At 42.1% G+C, this 20,132-nt stretch carries 15 protein-coding genes and 1 riboswitch; of the genes, 7 read left to right on the top strand and 8 right to left on the bottom strand.

Translation table 11 applies throughout. From position 1 onward, the window contains the following. From BUB05_RS11890 to BUB05_RS11900, 3 genes are all read right to left on the bottom strand, one after another. On the bottom strand, positions 1-324 hold the full coding sequence (locus BUB05_RS11890; protein WP_245819874.1) for a DUF4212 domain-containing protein: 324 nt from the start codon (positions 322-324) through the stop codon (positions 1-3). 326 nt (positions 325-650) lie between these two features. Beyond that, the gene (locus BUB05_RS11895; RefSeq protein ID WP_073049837.1) at positions 651-1,439 is read right to left on the bottom strand and encodes a LytR/AlgR family response regulator transcription factor; all 789 of its coding nucleotides are present in this window, start codon (positions 1,437-1,439) and stop codon (positions 651-653) included. Between the two features lie 5 nt (positions 1,440-1,444). Next, entirely contained in the window at positions 1,445-2,749 is a 1,305-nt protein-coding gene (locus BUB05_RS11900; protein ID WP_073049838.1) for a histidine kinase, read from the bottom strand. Between the two features lie 368 nt (positions 2,750-3,117). Between BUB05_RS11900 and acs the strand changes: the two genes are divergently transcribed. From acs to BUB05_RS11920, 4 genes are all read left to right on the top strand, one after another. Further along, entirely contained in the window at positions 3,118-5,052 is a 1,935-nt protein-coding gene (gene acs, locus BUB05_RS11905; RefSeq protein ID WP_073049839.1) for an acetate--CoA ligase, read from the top strand. 63 nt (positions 5,053-5,115) lie between these two features. Continuing rightward, positions 5,116-5,523, top strand: a complete 408-nt coding sequence (locus BUB05_RS11910; RefSeq protein WP_073049840.1) for a hypothetical protein — start codon at positions 5,116-5,118, stop codon at positions 5,521-5,523. A gap of 389 nt (positions 5,524-5,912) precedes the next feature. After that, positions 5,913-6,320, top strand: a complete 408-nt coding sequence (locus tag BUB05_RS11915; protein ID WP_073049841.1) for a hypothetical protein — start codon at positions 5,913-5,915, stop codon at positions 6,318-6,320. Between the two features lie 395 nt (positions 6,321-6,715). Then, complete coding sequence (locus tag BUB05_RS11920) at positions 6,716-8,086, top strand: MATE family efflux transporter (protein ID WP_073049842.1); 1,371 nt, start codon at positions 6,716-6,718, stop codon at positions 8,084-8,086. Positions 8,087-8,226: 140 nt separating this feature from the next. Here BUB05_RS11920 and nifJ read toward each other — a convergent pair whose 3' ends face one another. The 4 genes from nifJ to BUB05_RS11940 all read right to left on the bottom strand — a co-directional run bounded on the left by nifJ (position 8,227) and on the right by BUB05_RS11940 (position 16,172). After that, a complete protein-coding gene (gene nifJ / locus BUB05_RS11925; RefSeq protein ID WP_073049843.1) occupies positions 8,227-11,778 on the bottom strand; it encodes a pyruvate:ferredoxin (flavodoxin) oxidoreductase in 3,552 nt (1,183 codons plus the stop codon). 493 nt (positions 11,779-12,271) lie between these two features. Further along, positions 12,272-12,667, bottom strand: a complete 396-nt coding sequence (locus BUB05_RS11930; protein WP_073049844.1) for a CoA-binding protein — start codon at positions 12,665-12,667, stop codon at positions 12,272-12,274. Positions 12,668-12,823: 156 nt separating this feature from the next. Then, positions 12,824-13,762: a magnesium transporter CorA family protein gene (locus tag BUB05_RS11935; protein ID WP_073049845.1), complete on the bottom strand. Its 939-nt coding sequence runs from the start codon at positions 13,760-13,762 to the stop codon at positions 12,824-12,826. Between the two features lie 267 nt (positions 13,763-14,029). Continuing rightward, positions 14,030-14,192, bottom strand: a riboswitch (M-box (ykoK) riboswitch). A 72-nt stretch (positions 14,193-14,264) separates the two neighbouring features. Next, positions 14,265-16,172 (bottom strand): endonuclease MutS2, encoded by a 1,908-nt coding sequence (locus BUB05_RS11940; RefSeq protein ID WP_073049846.1) that lies wholly within the window; start codon positions 16,170-16,172, stop codon positions 14,265-14,267. Positions 16,173-17,016: 844 nt separating this feature from the next. On the opposite strand from BUB05_RS11940, the gene BUB05_RS11945 reads away from it, so the two are divergent. The 3 genes from BUB05_RS11945 (at position 17,017) to BUB05_RS11955 (ending at position 18,719) form a co-directional block, all read left to right on the top strand. Next, a complete protein-coding gene (locus BUB05_RS11945; protein ID WP_073049847.1) occupies positions 17,017-17,484 on the top strand; it encodes a GyrI-like domain-containing protein in 468 nt (155 codons plus the stop codon). A gap of 72 nt (positions 17,485-17,556) precedes the next feature. Beyond that, positions 17,557-17,985, top strand: coding sequence for a DUF1893 domain-containing protein (locus tag BUB05_RS11950; protein ID WP_073049854.1), 429 nt, complete (start codon positions 17,557-17,559; stop codon positions 17,983-17,985). Positions 17,986-18,191: 206 nt separating this feature from the next. Continuing rightward, positions 18,192-18,719, top strand: a complete 528-nt coding sequence (locus tag BUB05_RS11955) for an ECF transporter S component (RefSeq protein ID WP_073049848.1) — start codon at positions 18,192-18,194, stop codon at positions 18,717-18,719. A gap of 145 nt (positions 18,720-18,864) precedes the next feature. On the opposite strand, the gene BUB05_RS11960 is transcribed toward BUB05_RS11955, so the two are convergent. After that, on the bottom strand, positions 18,865-20,132 hold a 1,268-nt coding region (locus BUB05_RS11960), incomplete at its 5' end, for a sodium:solute symporter family protein (protein ID WP_073049849.1).

The raw sequence follows: 20,132 nt of genomic DNA on the forward strand, positions 1-20,132 counted from the left end.
TTAAGCTCCTTTCTCGTTTATGTCTGTTATTGTACTGCTTTCATACTCCCTCTTCAGGCTTTTTGTAATCCTGTCCATCCTCACTGCATAGTTCAGTACCAGCAGAAAAAATACCATTATTGATCCCTGCTGACCAAACCAGAAGGGAAGGGTGCATCCAAGAAATTTGACATCTGTTAGAACATCCCCAAGCAGTATCACTATGCCGTATGACGAAGCAAACCATATGACCATTGATGCAGTAATGAGTTTCAGGTTCTTCTCCCAGAATTTTCTTGTGATTCTTTGCATTTCGTTTTGTTCTTTCGTATTGATTGCATTCATTATGATTCCTCCCTTTTCTTTATGAGTCAAGTTTACTGCAACACGAAGGAAATCCTCAACGAATAACTTTTGTATGGGGACTATTGGGTGCTGAAGTACGGAATGGCGTCTTGTCAGCGGCAAGAAAATGCGAATGGAGCAATCATTTCCCGGGAAATACCGTTCGTTTCCATAAACCGCATGCTTAAGCTTAGCATATTCCTTTCGGAAACATCTGCACGCAAAAATACAGCTAATCGACTGGGCCGACAGCTGTATTTCTGCAACTGTTTACATATCATTAAGGAAAATTTTTTCTCGCCACAGAACTGGGTGTGTTCCTTAGGCTATATGTCGAAGAGCTTTTTGAGCTCTGATGACTGTCTTCTGCTTACCTGGAGTTTGGTCCCCTCCTTGTCGGACAGTGTGATGGTGCACCTTCCGTTGAAGAATGGGGAGATTTCCCTTATCTTGCCTACATTGACAAGATGGCTTCTGCTTATGCGCATGAAGTTTTCACCCGACAGCTTCTCTTCAAGTCTTGAAAGTGTGTATTTTGTTATGAGCTTGCTGTGGAATTTTTTTATGAATACATAGTTTGTATCCACATAGGCATAGTAGATTTCATCCGTATCGATAAGAACGGTCTTGTCGTTTTCAAAGGCGGAGATCTTACCTGAAACTCCTGAATTTATGGGGACTACGGGTTTTAGTTCCCTGGCTGGCTGCTCTTCCGTTTTGGAAGGCAGTGTTTCGGTTGAATCCTTCCTTTCAAGAAGTCTTGTAACCTTTTCTATGGCCCTTTTCAGCTTGTCCTCGTCTATTGGCTTCAGGACATAGCCGACGGCATTTACATCAATGGCTTCAATTGCGTATTCCTCGTATGCCGTAACATATATTATGCAGGGAGGATTTTCCCTTTCAAGGAGCTTCTTTCCAAGGTCAATGCCGCTTTCCGACGGCATGTTCACATCCAGAAAGACAACGTCGTAATGTAATGCATCTATGAGTTCCATCGCTTCGGATACCCTTCCAGCTTCTCCCACTATCTTTATGTTGTCATATTCCTTCAGATGGTATCTCAGCTCTTCTCTTGCCGGATATTCATCGTCAACTATGAGTGCTCTCAAAATCATTCAAATCAACCCTCCTTGTTGAAAGGTACCGAAAAGTAGGCTTTGGTACCTGCTCCGAATTTGCTCCTTATTTCCAGGCTGTAATCCTTGCCGTAAAGCATCTTGAGTCTTTCGTTCACATTGGGTACGCCAACGCCGCAGCCCTTGCCGTAGCCGGAGGTGAACACCTTTTCCACGTCCCCTTCCATTATTCCGACTCCGTTGTCTGTGACGCTTATTAGAACCTTGTCATCAACCTTGTGGGCGGATATTGTTACCGTTCCCTTTCCTTCTTTTGGTATAAGTCCGTGGAGAATGGAATTCTGTACCAGTGGTTGTATGGAAAGAACGGGAATCTTAAGCTTGCCAAGATCCTTGTCGATGTCATAGAGTATTTCTATCTTGTCCTGGAATCTTGCGTTTTCCAGTGCCACATAGTTTTCTATATGGGAAATTTCCTCTTTAAGTGTTATGAATCGTCCTGTATTTTTAAGCATGTACCTCAGCAGCTGAGAAAGTTTCACGATAAGTTTCTTTGCATATTTTGGATCCTTCGTAATATACATGCTTACTGCATTCAGGGCGTTGAAGAGGAAGTGTGGATTTACCTGTGCCTGAAGGGCGTCAAGCTTTGCAGATGTTGCAAGCTGTCTTTGTCTGTCAAGCTCGGCAAGTTCTATCTGCATGTTGAGGAGTTTTCCCATGCCTGATGCAAGTCTTATCTTGTCTTCCTGTACTTCTCCCTTATGTGTTTCATATATTTTCAGGCTTCCTATGACTTCATGCTGGTTTGAAAGAGGGACTATTATGGCTGATTCAAGGGGACAGTTGCAGTTGTTGACTGTGCAGTTGAATTCTTCCTTGCTCCTTATTATCTTTATCTCTCCGGATTTCAGTGCATCCAAGGTGGCCTGTGTCTTTATTGGATATCCAACAGGATGCTTCTCACAACCTGCGCCGATGAAGGCCAGAACGTTTTTCTTGTCGGTAATGGCAACGGAAGGTGCATTTGTCATTATCTTCACCGTGTTGGCTATCTTGTATGCTGTCTCCTCGTTCAGCCCCTGGCTGAAAAGAGGCATGGTCTTATCTGCTATCCTTATGGTGTCTTCAAGGGTTTTGAATTCGTCCATGCTTTGTTCCACCTTCTTGTTGTGAAGGTGGTTGTATGAATATAGTATCAGTGAATTTAACGTGAAACTAAACACCATAAGTATCAGATAGTAGTTCCAGTGATTTGGATCTATTGCGAAGAGTCCTCCGAAGAGTGTAACGTGGAGAACAAGAATATATATGAAAATAAGTTCATAGTTGAGTTTCAGATATTTCATTTAATCATTCCTTTATTAACGATAGCTAAACGATTGTTTTGCTTCACTATTATTTATTCATCGTTCAACCATAGTTTAAATATAACTTTGCTATCGTTCAACGATTGTTAAAATTATGCCTTATTAATATTATACTAGAATGAATGGGGATTGCAAAATAAAACCGTTGATTGTCCGTATTCCAGGTGTGAACGGTTGAATATCGAAGGTGAACGGCATAGGGATTTTTCTGTATGCAACTGGAAACCGTTTGCCTTGCAAAATGAACGTTTCAATAGCCAATTGATGCTGATAAAAAGATTGTGATTGAGGAATTTTGGACACGGTTGTAACATGTGTTCAGAAAGAAAATACGAAGAGGTGATCTTATGAGTGAAGTGAGAATAGGAAGGTATAATGATTTATATTTTAAGAGTATAGAATTTGCAGGAAATAGAAAGGTCAAGCCTGTTGAACTTGTTGCGGACAACAGGAAGTTCTGGGAAGGAGAATCAAAAAACATCAGCTGGCAGGAGGATTATCAAACGGTACTTGAAGGGGAGGCTCCATTCTACAGGTGGTTCGAGGGTGGAAAGCTCAATGCGTCCTACAACTGCATAGACAGGCACCTGGGCAGCTGGACAAGAAACAAGGCTGCCATAGTATTCGAAGGAGAGCCTGGGGACCAGAGAGTACTAACATACAACGACCTTTACAGGGAAGTTTCCAAATTTGCAAGCGTCCTCAAAAGGATGAATGTGAAGAAGGGTGACATCGTTACAATATATATGCCCATGATTCCCGAGACAATAGTGGCAATGCTTGCCTGTGCAAGGATTGGTGCGCCCCACAGCGTTGTATTCGGAGGTTTTTCATCAAATGCACTGAAGGACAGGATAAACGACTCGGAATCGAAGGTGGTCATTACTGTTGACGGCTACTGGAGAAGGGGAAGGGTAGTGCCTTCAAAGACCAATGTGGACAAGGCTGTTGACGAGAATGAATTCGTTGAGAATGTAATTGTGGTAAAGAGAACAAAGCATCATATTTTCATGGAAAAGGACAGGGACTACTGGTATGACGAACTCATGGACTGGGCTGACAGGGACTGGAAAAAGAATGTCAGCGAGCCTGAAGTAATGGATTCAGAAGATACGCTGTTTCTTTTATACACAAGCGGGACGACGGGAAAGCCAAAGGGCATAGTACATACTACAGGAGGATACATGACCGGTGTCAATTCGACCTTCAGAAGGGTTTTTGACATAAGGGACGAGGATGTATATTTCTGTACTGCGGATGTCGGCTGGATAACGGGACACAGCTACATAGTATACGGACCCCTGTCCCACGGATCTACGGTTGTTATATATGAAGGAGCACCCAACCATCCCGATAAGGACAGGATATGGGACATAATTGAGAAATATGGGGTGACCATACTCTATACATCTCCTACAGCCATCAGGATGGCTATAAAATGGGGAGATGAATATACAGAGGACAAGGACCTTTCAAGCCTGAGGCTACTGGGATCAGTTGGAGAGCCTATAAATCCCGAGGTGTGGAAGTGGTATTTTGAAAAGATCGGCGGAGAAAGGTGCCCTATAGTGGACACCTGGTGGCAGACTGAAACGGGAAGCATAATGATCTCGCCCATTCCTGGAAAGACACCTCTTGCTCCCGGGTGTGCGACCAAGCCGATCACCGGAGTCAGTGCAGAGGTTGTGGACGAGGATGGAACTCCCGTATCCAATGGAGGATCCGGATACCTGGTCGTAAAGGAGCCCTGGCCGTCCATGCTCAGGAACGTATACAAGAACGAGGAACGTTATGTGAACACCTACTGGAGCAATTTCGAAGGCATGTATTTCACCGGAGACGGTGCAATCAAGGATGAAAACGGATATATCTGGGTGACAGGCAGGGTTGATGATGTAATAAACATCTCGGGACACAGGCTGGGAAGCGCCGAGGTTGAAAGTGCCGTTCTCACAAACGATTCCGTAGCTGAAGTTGCAGCCATCGGATGCAGCGACAGCATCAAGGGAAGCGTAATATGCCTCTTCATATCCCTTAAGGAAGGCGTGGAGCAGACCGACGATCTGAAGGCTGAAATCAAGGAAGCCGTCAGGGATGAAATAGGAAAGTTCGCGTCGCCGGAGAAAATCATATTCATGAAAGGTCTGCCAAAGACGAGAAGCGGCAAGATTATGAGAAGGATATTGAGGAATATAGGGGAAGGAAAGAAGGACCTTGGGGATTTGAGCACCTTGGTGGACAGGACAGTAGTTGACGACTTGATCAAGTCAAATCAAATTTAAAAAACAAGCATCATTTATTAATATGATAACAAAACAGAAAATAAAAAAATTATGGAGGATGGAATGAAAAGATTTGAAGATAAAATATACAATTTTCTTGTAACAACTGATTTCATGGACAGCAAAAGCATGAGAGGATCGGTTTCTGAATTCAGCTACAAGCTCCTTTTCAACAAAGATTACCTGAAGAACAGGATGCATAATCCGGAGGGTGTGACAGACCTTCAGGAACTCAGTGAAAGAGTAGGGAATAGAGCCTATGCATATTTTGTTTCCAAGGGATACGATGGAATCAATGCAAACATGTTCAAGCTGGTTGTTTCAAGGCTTGTCCATACGGTAGGCCACCAGATAGCGAACGGAGACATAGACAAGGAAGCCTTTGACGAGCTTATCAGATATGATGTAGGAAAGATGAAGAACTACATCAAAAAAGAACCAAGTTTGGCTTGTTTCTTTGAAGGGTATTGAAGAAGCTGTGAATGGTCGGATTTGGGTGTTGAACGGTAAAATATGCGGCGGCAGGAAATCGTTTGCCGTTCAAAACGTCAAATTGAAGTTTCAAGTGGCAAATACGGCTGATTAAAAGATATTCATTGAGAATCCTTGACGGAGGGAGTAAGATGTAGCCATAGAAGATTTCATCCAAAAGAAAAGAGATGAATCGTCGAATCCCAATAGTTTTGGGATGGACTTGTTAACATATTGTAGTTGTAGACAAGAAAGCAGCTGCGCTGCGTAAAATGCGCAAGCATTTTTTAAGAGGTCATAGAAAGTTACCTTGACGCTGTAATACCAATGATTCAAGGGATTACAAATTTATAACTTTCTTAGACTATTAAAATTACAGGAGGACTATTATGAAAAGATATGAAGACAGCATATACAATTTTTTAGTGGGAACAAACTTTAGCGACAAGGACAATCTTGGAGAGTCCATTTCTGAACTCAGCTACAAGTTGCTTTTCAACAAGGACTATCTCAAGAACAGGATTCAAAACCCTGAGGGTGTTGCTGATCTGGAGGAAATGGCTGAAAGAGTCGGAAACAGGGCACATTCATATTATGTTTCCAAAGGATATGGCGGAATCAACTCAAACATGTTCAAGCTTGTAGTTTCAAGGTTGATCCAGACTGTAAGCCACCAAATAGTTGGTGAAGATATAGACAAGGAAGTCTTGGACAACCTTATCAGATACGATGTAAGAAAGATGGAAAACTACATCCAGAAGGAACCGAGCCTTGCTTGCTTCTTTGAAGGGTATTAATTTGTATAATAGGATAACACCATATCCTCTTATTAATAAATGACTGACCAGTTTGGGCTCCTGCTTTTGCAGGGGCTTTTAACTTGCAGAAATACGAGGGGATAAGTATAGATGGTGTATAAATATAAGACTGTGAATGAGGGATTGACAAAATGACAGGCGCTCATATATACTCGAGGGATAAATGGACGCCTGTCATTTTCACTGCATGATTTGCGAATGTAAATCGTTCAGTAATTATGAATAACAGCTCCCTACTCCGTCGGAACGAAAATCTGTAATTGATGAAGATGATTTTCGGACCTCCAAGTCGAGCGCTGTTATTCATAATTACTTCACTGGAAGCACTATTTGCACATTTTCATGAAATTAGGCAGTGATTTTAGGAGTAAACTATGGAAGACAAAAGAATTATACTGTTCAGAGATGAAAAGATAAGCACGGCCATAAACAGGCTGTCATTGCCTGCAGTGGTGGGACTCATAGTGTTGGCGGTCTATAACTTTGTAGATACAATGTTTGTTTCATGGCTTGGAACTGCCGAAGCGGGAGCGGCAACGCTGGTAATGCCCGTCATGATGACGGTTCAGGCTTTTGGTGCTGCAGCGGGACATGGAAGTGCAAGCTATGTATCCAGACTTCTTGGCATGGACAGAAAAAAAGATGCGGATAAGGCTGCAACAGTATCCATATATTCAATGGTAATAGTCAGTTTATTAATTACAATTGTTGCCATTGTATATATGGAACCCATACTGATATTCTTTGGAGGAGAAGGTGAGATACTTGACCTTGCGAAAAGCTACTGTCTCTATATCCTTCTTGGCACCATATTTGCCCTCCTTAATATCACCATGAACAATCTTCTAAGGGCCGAGGGGTCTGCCGTGATTTCCATGACGGGCATGATCATCGGATCGGCACTTAACATAATCCTTGATCCCATATTCATATTCGTGCTTGATCTGGGTATTGCAGGGGCGGCAATGGCCACTACGATTTCAAGAGCAGTAACTACATCCATACTTGTCAGCAGGTATATGGCCGGAAAATCTCTTCTGCACATAGGAGCAAGGAATTTCAGACCTTCTCTTGACATATACAGGGAGATATTCAGAGTCGGCATTCCGACCTTGTTCAGGCAGCTTTTTGCAAGCATTTCCTTTGGTCTACTCAGCAATGCGGCATTCACCTATAGCGGAGGAACATTGCTGGCTGCCGTTGGAATACTATTCAGGATAGTAATAATGCCCATGTATGTAGTGTTCGGCATAGGGCAGGCATTCCAGCCTGTCGCAGGATACAACTACGGTGCAGGGAACAAGGAACGTGTTATGGGTGCCTTTAAGTATGCCATGATGTTGTCATCCTTTGTTACAATTGCAAGCGTGCTTTTCATGAATATATTCTCCAGTCAACTCTTTGGCATTTTCAGGGCGGCAGAAGACGTGGCTGCATATGGGATCATGGGATTGAAGTATTATTCCATAGCGATGGTGCTGATGTCTGTCAACAATACAATAGCAACATTCTACCAGGCTCTCGGCAAGGGACGCGAATCCATGGTATTGTCCATAGCCAGGCAGGGATTTTTCTTCGTTCCCGTAATACTAATTGTGCCGTCGCTGTTGGGAGTTCATGGAATACTTGCCACCCAACTCATATCAGATATACTTACACTGGCCCTTTCAGCCTTTATGTTTGTACCATATATCCTATCCAACAAGATAGAAACGGAAATGCTTGCAATGGAAGCAAGGGGTTAAAAGATTCGAAAAAAGAAAATGGCCTAGATTATGTGTGCTTTATGCAAAAAACTTGCAGTATAGAGAAGCCCCTGCCGTAACGGCGGGGGCTTCTTATCCTAATACAAAATGGCAAAATAGTGTATGTTGGACTGTTTGATTTAACTTATGCTTTCAATTTTTGCTGGGTACTCCCTGTTTGCGAGTCTCTCATAAGCTTCATATCTTTCATTGGCATCCTGTTCTGCCTTGGCGAAAAGCTCTTCGGCAGTTTCCGGGAATTTCTTCGCCAGGGAAGTATATCTAACTTCATTCATTAGGAACTCTCTGAAGCTTTCAGTTGGAGCTTTTGAATCCAGCATGAATGGATTTTGTCCAATTTCCTTAAGCTCAGGATTGAACCTGTACAAATGCCAGTATCCGCTCTTGACAGCTTCGTCTCCACGAATTTGTGAATTGCTCATGCCACCTTTGATTCCATGGTTTACACATGGAGCGTAGGCGATGATCAATGATGGACCATCGTAAGCTTCCGCTTCTTTGATTGCCTTAAGTGTCTGGTTCCTGTTGGCACCCATTGATATTTGCGCCACATATACGTAGCCGTAGCTCATGGCCATCATTCCAAGGTCTTTCTTCTTGGTTTTCTTGCCGCTTGCTGCAAATTGTGCAACTGCTGCTGTTGGAGTAGCTTTTGAAGACTGTCCTCCCGTATTTGAATATACCTCGGTATCCACTACTATAACATTTACATTTTCACCTGATGCAAGTACATGGTCAAGTCCGCCGTAGCCTATGTCATAAGCCCATCCGTCTCCTCCGATAATCCATTGCGAAGGTTTTACTAGGTAGTCTGTCCTGTTGGCAATTTCCTTAACGGCTTCCGACTTGATATCCTCGGTTGATTTAAGTACCTCGATGACTCTTTCAGCTCTTTCCCTTGTATCTTCACTTACGTCGAAGTGGACTTCCCAGTCAGACAATGCATCCTTTAGTTCTCCGTCCGGAAGTTCTGAAACGGCTTCCAGAGCCTTGCTTCTAAGACGCTTCCTAACAGCTGAGTTACCAAGGAACATTCCGTAGCCGTACTCGGCTGTATCTTCAAAGAGGGAACAACCCCATGACGGACCGTGGCCCTTTGTATTTGTCGTATATGGAACTTCTGGAGAACCACCCCAGATATGGGTGCATCCTGCAGAGTTTGCAATCATCATTCTGTCTCCGAAGAGCTGAGTCATAAGTTTCACATATGGTGTCTCTCCGCAGCCTGCACAGGCACCGCTGAATTCAACATAAGGCTTCAGGAACTGACTTCCTTTTACAGTGTATTTCTGCTTGTCGCTTATTTCCTTAGGTGATACATTCTTTTCAGTGTAATCCCAGTTTGTGTTCATCGCTTCTTTCATAGGTTCGAAAGTGACCATTTCAAGTGCATCTACAGGACAAGCCTTGACGCAGACACCGCATCCTGTACAGTCCATACCAGAAAGGGCCAGATGATACTTCATGCCTTCGTAGCCTTTTGCATCCATCATTTCATAACAATCAGGAGCGTTTTTGGCTTCAAGGTCACTTACAAGTGTCGGTCTTATTACAGCGTGTGAACAGACATAGGAACACTGGTTGCATTGAATACACTTGTCTTTGTTCCACGAAGGTACATCAATTGCAATACCACGTTTTTCCCACTTGGTTATACTGTCCGGGAAGCTTCCGTCTTCTCTGCCGTTGAATGTTGATACAGGCAGTTCGTTTCCTTCCTGACGGGCAATTTTCTTCATTACGTTTTTAACGAAATCAGGCATGTCTTCAGGATGCTCAGTTGTTTCCAATTCTGCATTGATCCAGCTTGCTGGAACATCTATTTCATTTATCATCTGAACGCCTTTGTCGATTGCTGCGTTGTTCATGTCAACTATGCTTTGACCCTTGTGTCCATATGACTTTTCTACTTCTTCCTTAAGGTATTTTACTGCATCATCAGCTGGAAGAACTCCGCTTAGTTTGAAGAATCCTGCCTGCATAATCATGTTTATACGACCGCCAAGACCGACTTCTCTTGCTATGTCAACGGCATTCAGTGTATAGAATTTCGCTTTTTTCTCCGCAATTCTGCGCTTTAGGCTGCCTGGAAGCATTTCTTCCAGTTCATCTGCAGTCCAGATTGTATTCAGAAGGAAAGTACCGCCTTCCTTGAGATCTCCAATGAGGTCGTATTTATCCACATATGACTGGTTGTGGCATGCTATGAAGTTTGCTGATGAAATCAGGTATGAACCCTTGATGGGTTTTGGTCCCATTCTAAGGTGTGAAATAGTAACACCACCAGATTTCTTTGAGTCATATGCAAAGTATGCCTGGGCATTGTAGTCCGTATGGTTACCTATGATTTTAACGGCTGATTTGTTGGCACCTACCGTACCGTCTGCACCAAGTCCCCAGAACTTGAAGGAGAAGTTTTCTTCCGGTGTAGATGAGAATTGTTTTTCATATTTTGGCAGAGAAAGACCTGTAACATCATCGTTTATTGAAACTGTGAAGTTGTTTTTCGCTTCTTCGCTTCTCAGGTTCTCGTATACAGCCATAACGTCATACGGTGTAAAGTCCTTGGAACCAAGACCGTAACGGCCACCTATAACAAGTGGAGAGTTCTCAATGTCTGCAAATACGTTTCTAATGTCGAGGTATAGAGGCTCTCCCATAGCACCAGGCTCTTTTGTCCTATCAAGTACGCAGATTCTTTTTACGGATTCGGGCAGTTCCTTTAGGAAGTAATCCGCAGCAAAAGGTCTGTATAAATGAACTTCAAGCAAACCAAACTTTTCGCCTCTTGCATTCATATAGTCTATGGTTTCCTTCACAACTCCGGTAGAGGATCCCATGGATACGATAACATCTTCCGCATCATCAGCTCCGTAATAGTTGAAAAGCTTGTAGTCAGTTCCGCACAGATCATTGATGTCGTTCATGTATTTTTCCACGATTCCAGGAATGGCATCATAGAACTTGTTTACAGATTCCCTTGTCTGGAAATATATGTCAGGATTTTGTGCAGTACCTCTTATGGCAGGGTGATCAGGGTTAAGAGCATTTTCTCTGAAACTTTTCACCATGTCAAAGTCGACAAGTTCTTTCAAATCGTCATATTCAAGCACTTCAATCTTTTGGTATTCATGACTTGTTCTGAATCCGTCAAAGAAATGCAGGAAAGGAATTCTGCTTTTGATTGCAGCAAGGTGTGAAACACAAGCCATGTGGAAGGCTTCCTGTACGCTGCCTGAAGCAAGCTGGGCAAATCCGGTTTGACGACAGCTCATTACATCCTGGTGATCACCAAATATTGAAAGAGCATTTGAGGCAACAGCTCTCGAACTTACATGGAATACTCCGGGAAGAAGTTCTCCTGCAATCTTGTACATGTTTGGAAGCATCAGCATGAGGCCTTGGCTGGCTGTATAGGTTGAGCATAAGGCACCACCCTGCAAGGCTCCGTGGAGTGCTCCGGCAGCGCCACCTTCGGCTTGAAGTTCTCTAACTTCTACGGTTTCCCCAAAGATGTTCTTAACGCCATTTGCGCTCCATTCGTCTACAAGTTCAGCCATCTGGCTCGATGGCGTTATTGGATAGATGGTTGCAACTTCAGTAAAGGCATAAGAGGCATAGGCAGCAGCCGTATTGCCGTCCATTGTTACCTTTCTTAATTGTTTCTTCATTTGAAAATTTCCTCCTTGTTGGATAGATGTTTATTTTTTTAGATTAATTGTTATGTGATTATTAAATGCAATTAAAGTGAATGTTAATTCCTTAACAATTATTGACTTTATAATCACATTAACACAGTGGAAAGGTTGTGTCAACAAAAACATTATAATATAATACAATATCCCGCAATATGATACAAAATGAGTGAAAAAATATTTCTTTAAAATAAGTATATACCTGTGGTATCAACATGTATGGCTGATTTATCCCAGATATGCCGTTTTGACATATCCTCATAAATTTTTATGAGGGGAGCTTTTGTTGAGAACTATGTTTGAATTGGTAATATTTATAATGCATTTATAAATTAAATGTTATCAAATGAAAAGTATGACAAAATATTAACACGAAGATGGCAGGCAATAAAAAAGACAAGGGGCTTCTTTTTGAAGCGGCCCTTGCCTTTATTCTTCTATAATTCATCCATAAGGTGTTTGCTGGATTCTACAGAAATCCCTTGTCCATGTTGTCAAGTTCCACCATTACGCATGAGAACACTATATTTATATCGTTGTCCATTGCAATATCGATTATTCTAGGGTCCCTTGTTCCGGGCTGCATCCATATGTTTTGGATTCCCAGGTCAATGACATCCTGAATAAGCTTAAGTCCGGCTTCCGGATTTACAATAAAACCTACCACATCTATTCTGTCAGGAATATCCTTGATTGACTTGTATGCCTTTATTCCGTCAATTTCGTCATATTTAGGAGTTACGGGATAAACAATGTTTCCATTGTCCAATAGAGACTTGAACATCTTGTACCCGAACTTGTCCTTTTTTTGTGTTGCACCAACTACAGCCCATTTTTGAAGATCAAGCATTTTTTTGGATTTCATAGTCTTACCCCCTTATCAAGCGAAAGGCCTGACGTATTGTTTTTATATTTTAACACATGAAGGCGGATTTATCAATGGGGAATACCCTATCTGGGTATTCGTCTTTAAAATAAATAAGGCTTCCTGGAATTCAGGAAGCCTGGGTTTCAATATACGTTAAAACATCTTCTTTTTCGTAAGGATAACGCCGGCAACAAGGGAAAGAGCTCCTGCTATCACCATTATTATCCAGAAGGCATTTGGATTGTTTGCCATGGGGAGCCATCTTACGTTCATTCCGTAGAAGCTTGCTATCATGGTCGGTATTGCCATGACGATTGTGATTGAAGTCAGCATCTTCATGACTATGTTCAGATTGTTTGAGATTACGGAAGCAAAGGCATCCATCATTCCGCTCAGTATTCCGCTGTATATGGTGGCCATCTCGATGGCCTGCTTGTTTTCGATTATTACATCCTCAAGAAGGTCTTCGTCATCGGGATAAAGCTTTATGGCATCAATCTTGAGCATCTTGTTGAGGACCACTTCATTTCCCTTCAGTGAAGTATTGAAGTACACAAGGGACTTCTCAAGGTCCAGAAGCTGTATGAGCTCCCTGTTCTTCATTGATTTGTGAAGCTGTCTTTCTATATTTGTGCTCATTCTGTCTATCTGTTTGAGATAGAGAAGGTATCTCTTGGATATTTTGAACAAAAGCTGCAGCACAAACCTGTATCTCATGAATGTATAGAATGACCTGACGCTGTTCTTCTCGAACTGGTCTATTACGATTGTGTTCTTTAGGCATACTGTAATGATGTTCTTTCCAGCCAGTATTATGCCGAAAGGCAGGGTCGAATAGAAGGGGTGTTCCTCATCTTCGTCGTCAAGATAGGGTATATCCACCAGAATCAGTTTCTGGTCGCCTTCTATCTCTATACGTGAGTATTCCTCTTCGTCAAGTGCAGCTCTCAGGAAGTCGATGTCCACGTCCAGCTCGTCTTCAACAAATTCAAGCTCTTCGGGTGTTGGATCTACAAGACTTATCCAGGCACCGTCTTCAATTTCCTTCAGAGTAAACAGATTGTCGTCAACAGATTTATAGATATTGATCATATTTGTTCACCTCGCTTATTAAATTGGGTTCCCCAATTCAACAAGTCCGGCAATTATTGACAGAAGTGCTGAATACAGGGATATATTGGGTTTTTGAATCTTGATACAACTTTTTACGTATAGGCCCGTCGTCCACTGTTTTCTCACTTCCTTTCATTCATAAATTAAACTTGACCGGGCGGTCTTTTTTCAGTTTACAGTTCGGCTGGGCTTTGTTACAATTTTATTGAACAAAATAAAAACCCTGTGCCCGAACAGACACAGGGGTATTAGCCCGTTCCTGTTGGGTTTTAGCACTTTAAAGCATAGGCTTTCGCCGGCCACATTAGATAAAACCTTATCGATAATATCTGCTGACCCGTTGGCATCTCTCGATGTTTCTGGGCAGTGGCATATCTCTAAAAAGTAACCTCTCCTAACCAGGTCCATAGTAAAATATGTACATTCTTATTATATAACTTTTTTTGTATTATTCAAGCTTAATTTCCATATTGAAGGAAATTTATTTGTTGATCTTTTCAAGCCTATCCTTAAGTTCCTTGAAGCTCTTTATGCCTCCCCGCGACACGTCCCTGTCGAATTTCCTTACCTTGAAGGAATAGAAGAGCTGGTCCATGTCGTAGTCTGCAGGATATAGGTCTGAAGCCTTTCCAATGAGCTTGATTCTCTTGACAGGGAGGGTGAAGAATTCATAGTTTCTTGACAGGTTGACCATGCCTTTCTCGTCGGGACCCTCAAATAATATTGCCTTTTCGTTGTCATTGAGGTTTATTACAAGGTCCCCTTTAAAGAATTTCTTCTGTTTTTTAACCTTCTCCTTTTCGGGCTTTCTTGTTTTCGGCTGTATGTTCCTGGCCCTAATGGTCTGGGTAGATGAGACTTCCTTCTCGCCTGTAAGCTCCGCAGACCTCTTGAGTATGGATTTCTTGAGACCAAGGCGCTCCGATATCCAAAGGGCATTTGATTCTCCTGCATCACCTATGACAAGCTTGTAGTATGGTTCAAGTGTTTCTGCATTGAAAAGCATCTTGGCATTCTGGAATCCATTCATTTCCTCTGCGAAATCCTTTATCTTGGAGTAGTGGGTGGTGACTACTGTCAGTGCTCCGTTTTTATAGAGGTCTTCAAGTACTGCAGAACCTATTGCAGCACCTTCTCTGGGGTCTGTTCCCGTACCTATCTCGTCGAGAAGAACCAGTGATTTGGAGTCGGCTCCATTGGTTATCTCCACAATGTTTTTCATATGTCCGGAAAATGTGCTCAGTGAATTCTTTATGTCCTGTGCATCTCCAACATCCACGAAGATCTCGCTGAAAACAGGGAATATGCTGCCTTCTCCAACGGGAAGATGAAGACCCGACTGGAGCATGAGAGTCATGAGTCCCACAGTCTTAAGAACTATGGTCTTTCCTCCGGTGTTTGGCCCTGTTATGACCAGTGTCCTGAAATCTTCTCCTATATTGAAATCAAGAGGTACGGGATCCACCAGAAGGGGGTGCCTTCCCCTCCTTATTACAAACTCGTCACCAGGGGACAACTCAGGCCGTTTTCCGTTTATTGCAAGGCTGTATTTCCCCTTTGCAAAGGCAAAGTCGTACTCGCTCATTATTTCCGCATTCATTTCAAGCTCTTTCCTGTACATGGACACAAAGCCTGTCAGCGTGGACAGGATCTGGTATTCCTCGTCCTGTATCTCGTAATTTATCTGTTCAAGCTCCAGGGTAATCTTCTTCACGGAGTCGGGTTCTATGAATACAGTTGATCCAGTAGAGCTTTCATCTATTATGGATCCCTTAACCATGCTCTTGTATGTTCTCTTGACAGGAAGGGTGTATTTACCCATCCTCTCCGCTACAAAGGATTCCTGGAGATACTTGGAATAGCTTGAGTTTGATATAAGGGTTTCTAGTTTTGTCTTTATTCTGTCTTCTGTGGTTTTCTTCTTCTTGTTGAGCTTGCCTAGCCTAGGAGAAGCATCATGTCTCAGGTCGGCTCCATTGATGCAGGCAAGTATTTCATCTTCCAGGCTGCCGCATTCGTTGATGTTTTCAGAAAATGAAGACAGTACAGGTGCCATGTACCTGAAGTCCTGGATGAATTTCTTCATGGAAAGACAGCCCCTCTGGAAGTCTGCAATCTTAACAAGCTCAGTCGGCTTCAGGATAACTCCCTTGTCCGCCTTGTCGATGTAGGCATTGACTGCAGAAAGTCCGTACATTGGAACTCCACGGCCCTGGCTTAGTATTTCCACGGCTTCCGTCGTCTTTTCAAGACTGTTTTCTATACCTTTTCTTGAAGTCAGGGGTTCAAGCCTCTCTATCTTTTCCTTGCCCAGTTCGCTGAGGGCGTGGTTTTTTAGTTCTTCCTTGATTTCGTAGTAGTTCAGTTTTTCGTAGATTTTTTTGTTCATGATACTCTCCTATGTTTAAATGCCACAATGTAGTTGAGTTTATTTTTCTATAAATATATCTCGATGCTTCAACGGGATACTGTTTGTTGAAAAATAAGGACGAAACTTATAGTGGCATTAAATATCCGTTTGAATTAAATGCATATTTCATCAACTATAGAAATCCTAACAAAAATATAATGGTGCGGAGCACAAAAAACAAAAAAACTGTAGAAGTCTACAGTTATAAATCCATTTTCTGTATTGGTAATTTATTCCAGCTTAGGAAAGTTAAAACATGCATAATCACTTTGAACCATTGTGATTTGCGGGATAAGAAACTTTCCTGCGCGGCTCGAATATCGACTTCGTCGATAACGCAGCATAGCTACTTTCTGGATTAAGACTTCTTCTTGTTCAACAGATTTTGGGTACAACAAAACACGACTGCAAAAGCAGCTGACATGTTAAGGTTACTGTTCTCTGTTGAGAAAATTTAAATTTTCTTTATTTAAGAAATCCTACACTCACAAAATACCTCTTGTACTTTCTTTGGCGGCAATTAATCTGCCACTCCTTAAGCATAGTACAAATTTGTATTTATGTCAAATATTGCTTTTGATTCAAAGGCAGTAAACGTTGATTGTAGCTATTGACAAGACTGTTCTGATGAATGGCAATAAATTGGTATAAGCTTGTAGAGATGGATGAGAAATAGATTTTTTGTTATGAAAATGGAAGAAATTTCCTGCAATTTTATGATATAATTTTGTTAACGATGATTTAACTGTTAAAAGAATATAGTTGAGTACGAAACTTTCTTTCGACAGTTAAAGCACTATAATTTTACAGGAGAGGGATTATTATGGATTATGATTATGAAATTGAAGTAATTGAAACCGAAGCTCAACCTGTTCTTTCAATTAGGGAGATAACATCGGTCAATGATCTGCCGGAGGAAATAGGGGATTCGTATCAGGCTATTTTGAACCATATGAGTCTTATGGGTGAACAACCTTCGGATATGCCTTTTGTAGCCTATTACAATATGGATATGGATAATCTTGATGTTGAAATCGGTTTTCCAACTTCCAAGCCCTTGGCTGGAATTCACGATATAGAGGTAAGTGAAATTCCTGCCGGATTGAAGGCTGTGTGCATGTATCAGGGCCCTTACAACGAGATGGAGCCTGTCTATGAAGCGATTAACGAGTGGCTTGAAGAGAACGGCTACGAGCCCACGGGAGTCGTTTATGAGTTCTACTACAATTCACCAGAAGAGGTTCCCGAAAGTGAACTGCTGACAAAAATCATGTTTCTCCTTGAAGACTAGGAGTCTGTATGCTATGTCAACATGGAAGGTGAAAAATGTATAATCAATAAAACTGACAATTGGGAGAACGGCATGAATGATTTAAGTCTGGCAAGGGAAATGCTTGAAAAAGAGGGTCTTACACTGGCTGTTGTAAAAGATGGCGAGTGTATTTTCAAAAGCAAAGAAAGAGGTATCTATCCTCTATATATAGCAGTGCGGGATATCAGGAGAGAAATGTGTGGTGCTTCTGCTGCGGACAAGGTAATAGGAAGGGGTGCGGCTCAGCTTTATGAATATGCAAATGTTAAGGAAGTCTATTCAATGCTGATTTCCGAAGGAACGAGAGAAATCTTTGAAGGGTCCGGCATATATTTTGAAGCTGAAAAGATTGTTCCCAAAATCATGAACAGGGAAAAGACAGGAATGTGCCCTGTAGAAACAATATCCTACGGATCTGAAACAATAGAAGAGGTTCTTGACAAGATTGAGGAATTTCTGAATAGTATAAATCTGTTGTAGTAATTAGAGTTGTGACGGATAATTGTCACATAATATCCGGTTGAACATATTACATGGATTTGCTATAATTATTATAGACACGAAGTCGATCTGAGGAAGAATCCTCTATAAATAAAAGCTGAAGCTGAATTGATATCCCGTAGGACATCCATTTGGCTTTTTGTTTTTTGCAGACCGTCTGCAGAAGGCAGAAAAAAGGAGAGGTTATGAGAAACAGTAGAACGAGAGAAACGGTATTGGCGGGCTTGTTTATCGCCATAGGAGTGATGCTCCCCATAGCATTCCATGCAGTTGGAGCGGGAGGGCCTATATTTCTTCCCATGCATATCCCTGTTTTGATGGCAGGCTTTGTACTGTCGCCTGTATTTGCTCTGATTGTCGGTATGATCACACCACTGCTTAGCAGCGTACTGACGGGAATGCCCGTCTTTATGCCCATGGCATTCATAATGATGGTCGAGCTTGGTGTATACGGACTTGTAGTATCATTGCTTTCAAAGAGGTTGAACACCATATTCACTCTGCTGACAGCAATGATTGCAGGAAGGATTGCTGCAGGAATGATGGTCATGATACTTGTTAATGTAGTTGGAATAAAGTTTGCACCGCCCCTTGTATATCTTAAGGGTGCAGTTATAACTGGAATTCCTGGAATCGTTGTACAACTTATATTCATACCTGCACTGCTTGTGTTGGTGAAGAGAAGCAATCCCAAGTTGACTGCAAATCACTAGGATTTTTTAAGAGAAGATTACAGATGAATAACAGGAACGCAACTAAAAAACCAAGCATGATTGATTGCTTGGTTTTTTGTGTCGTAGTTTTGGGTTCAGATGAAAGATCAAATATTGAATCTTCCATCTGAATTTTTTGCTGTTGTCAGTTGACTGCTTCCAGTTTGTTTTGTTCCATATCCTTTGTGACCAGACTTACTACAACCAAGGCGATTGCACTTCCTAGAATTGGGAAAAGCATTCTTTCGGGCCATGTATACAGTCCGCTCATGTCAACAAGAGCCATCAAGCCTCCGGTTATAACTGCTGCGAATGCACCATAACGGTTGGCGCCTTTCCAGAAAAGACCGATTACCACTGGGGCAAATAAAGCTCCACCTTGCAAAGGAGACATCCAGAATAGGGCACCCAGTATGCTTCTGAAGTTTAGTGCAACAATACAACCGCCTATTGATCCGATTACTGCAGTAAGTTTTGTATACAGTAAAACGTTTTTCAGTTCGTTAAAATCCTTATCGTGATTGAAAACCTTGTGGTATAAGTCGCGTGTTACCATGCCTCCCAGTGATGTCATCAGCGAGTCGGCCGTTGACATGATGGCGGATAATACCGCTGCTAAAAACAGAACTCCGGCCCATCCGGGTAAAGTGGATGTAATAACTTTTCCCAAAACATCTCCGGCGGGAGTATCGGGATACATAACCTTTCCGATTCCAGATATTATACCAATGGGTATGGACAATGCAATTAGGATTATACCTGCATATATGCAACTATTCTTGGCATCCTTTGCGTTTTTTGATGATTGCCATCGTATGAAATATTCATAGGCAAATATTGAGCCAAGAACGGAAGGTACGGTTGTATACAGGAAATCACTCGTGGAATCGGCTTGTGGGAAAAATGGTTGAGAGAGCAGATCTCCAATTGTTACGGAATGTTCAGCAGCAATGATTTGTCCACCAAGAACTGCAATAATCGGTATAAAGAGGATGCACATACCCAGCTGTATGAAATCTGTGATGGCAACGCCCCACATGCCTGCCATATAGGTATAGATGATAACAACAACTGTACCCAGGAGAACGGCAGTTTTATAAGAAATACCAAAAGCGCTTGCCATGGATCCGAATGCCATGAATTGACATGCGATGATTGCGACAGTGCCTAATATATATACGATGGCATGGTAACCTCTTAGAAATTTTGAATGACCATAACGATGTTCAATAAAGTCCGGGGGTGTAATTCCGTCGGCGATTTCTCTGAACTTACCAGCAATTATTGCTGAAATAAAACATGTCAAACCGAGTCCGATACCTGCATACGCGCCTGGCCAAACTCCTTTTTCAACACCCCATTCAATACCTCCAACAAATACCCCGCCTCCAAAATGGGTAGCTGCTATTGTAA

It is taken from the genome of Dethiosulfatibacter aminovorans DSM 17477, from assembly GCF_900142005.1.
GTDB classification, from domain to species: Bacteria; Bacillota; Clostridia; order Tissierellales; family Dethiosulfatibacteraceae; genus Dethiosulfatibacter; species Dethiosulfatibacter aminovorans.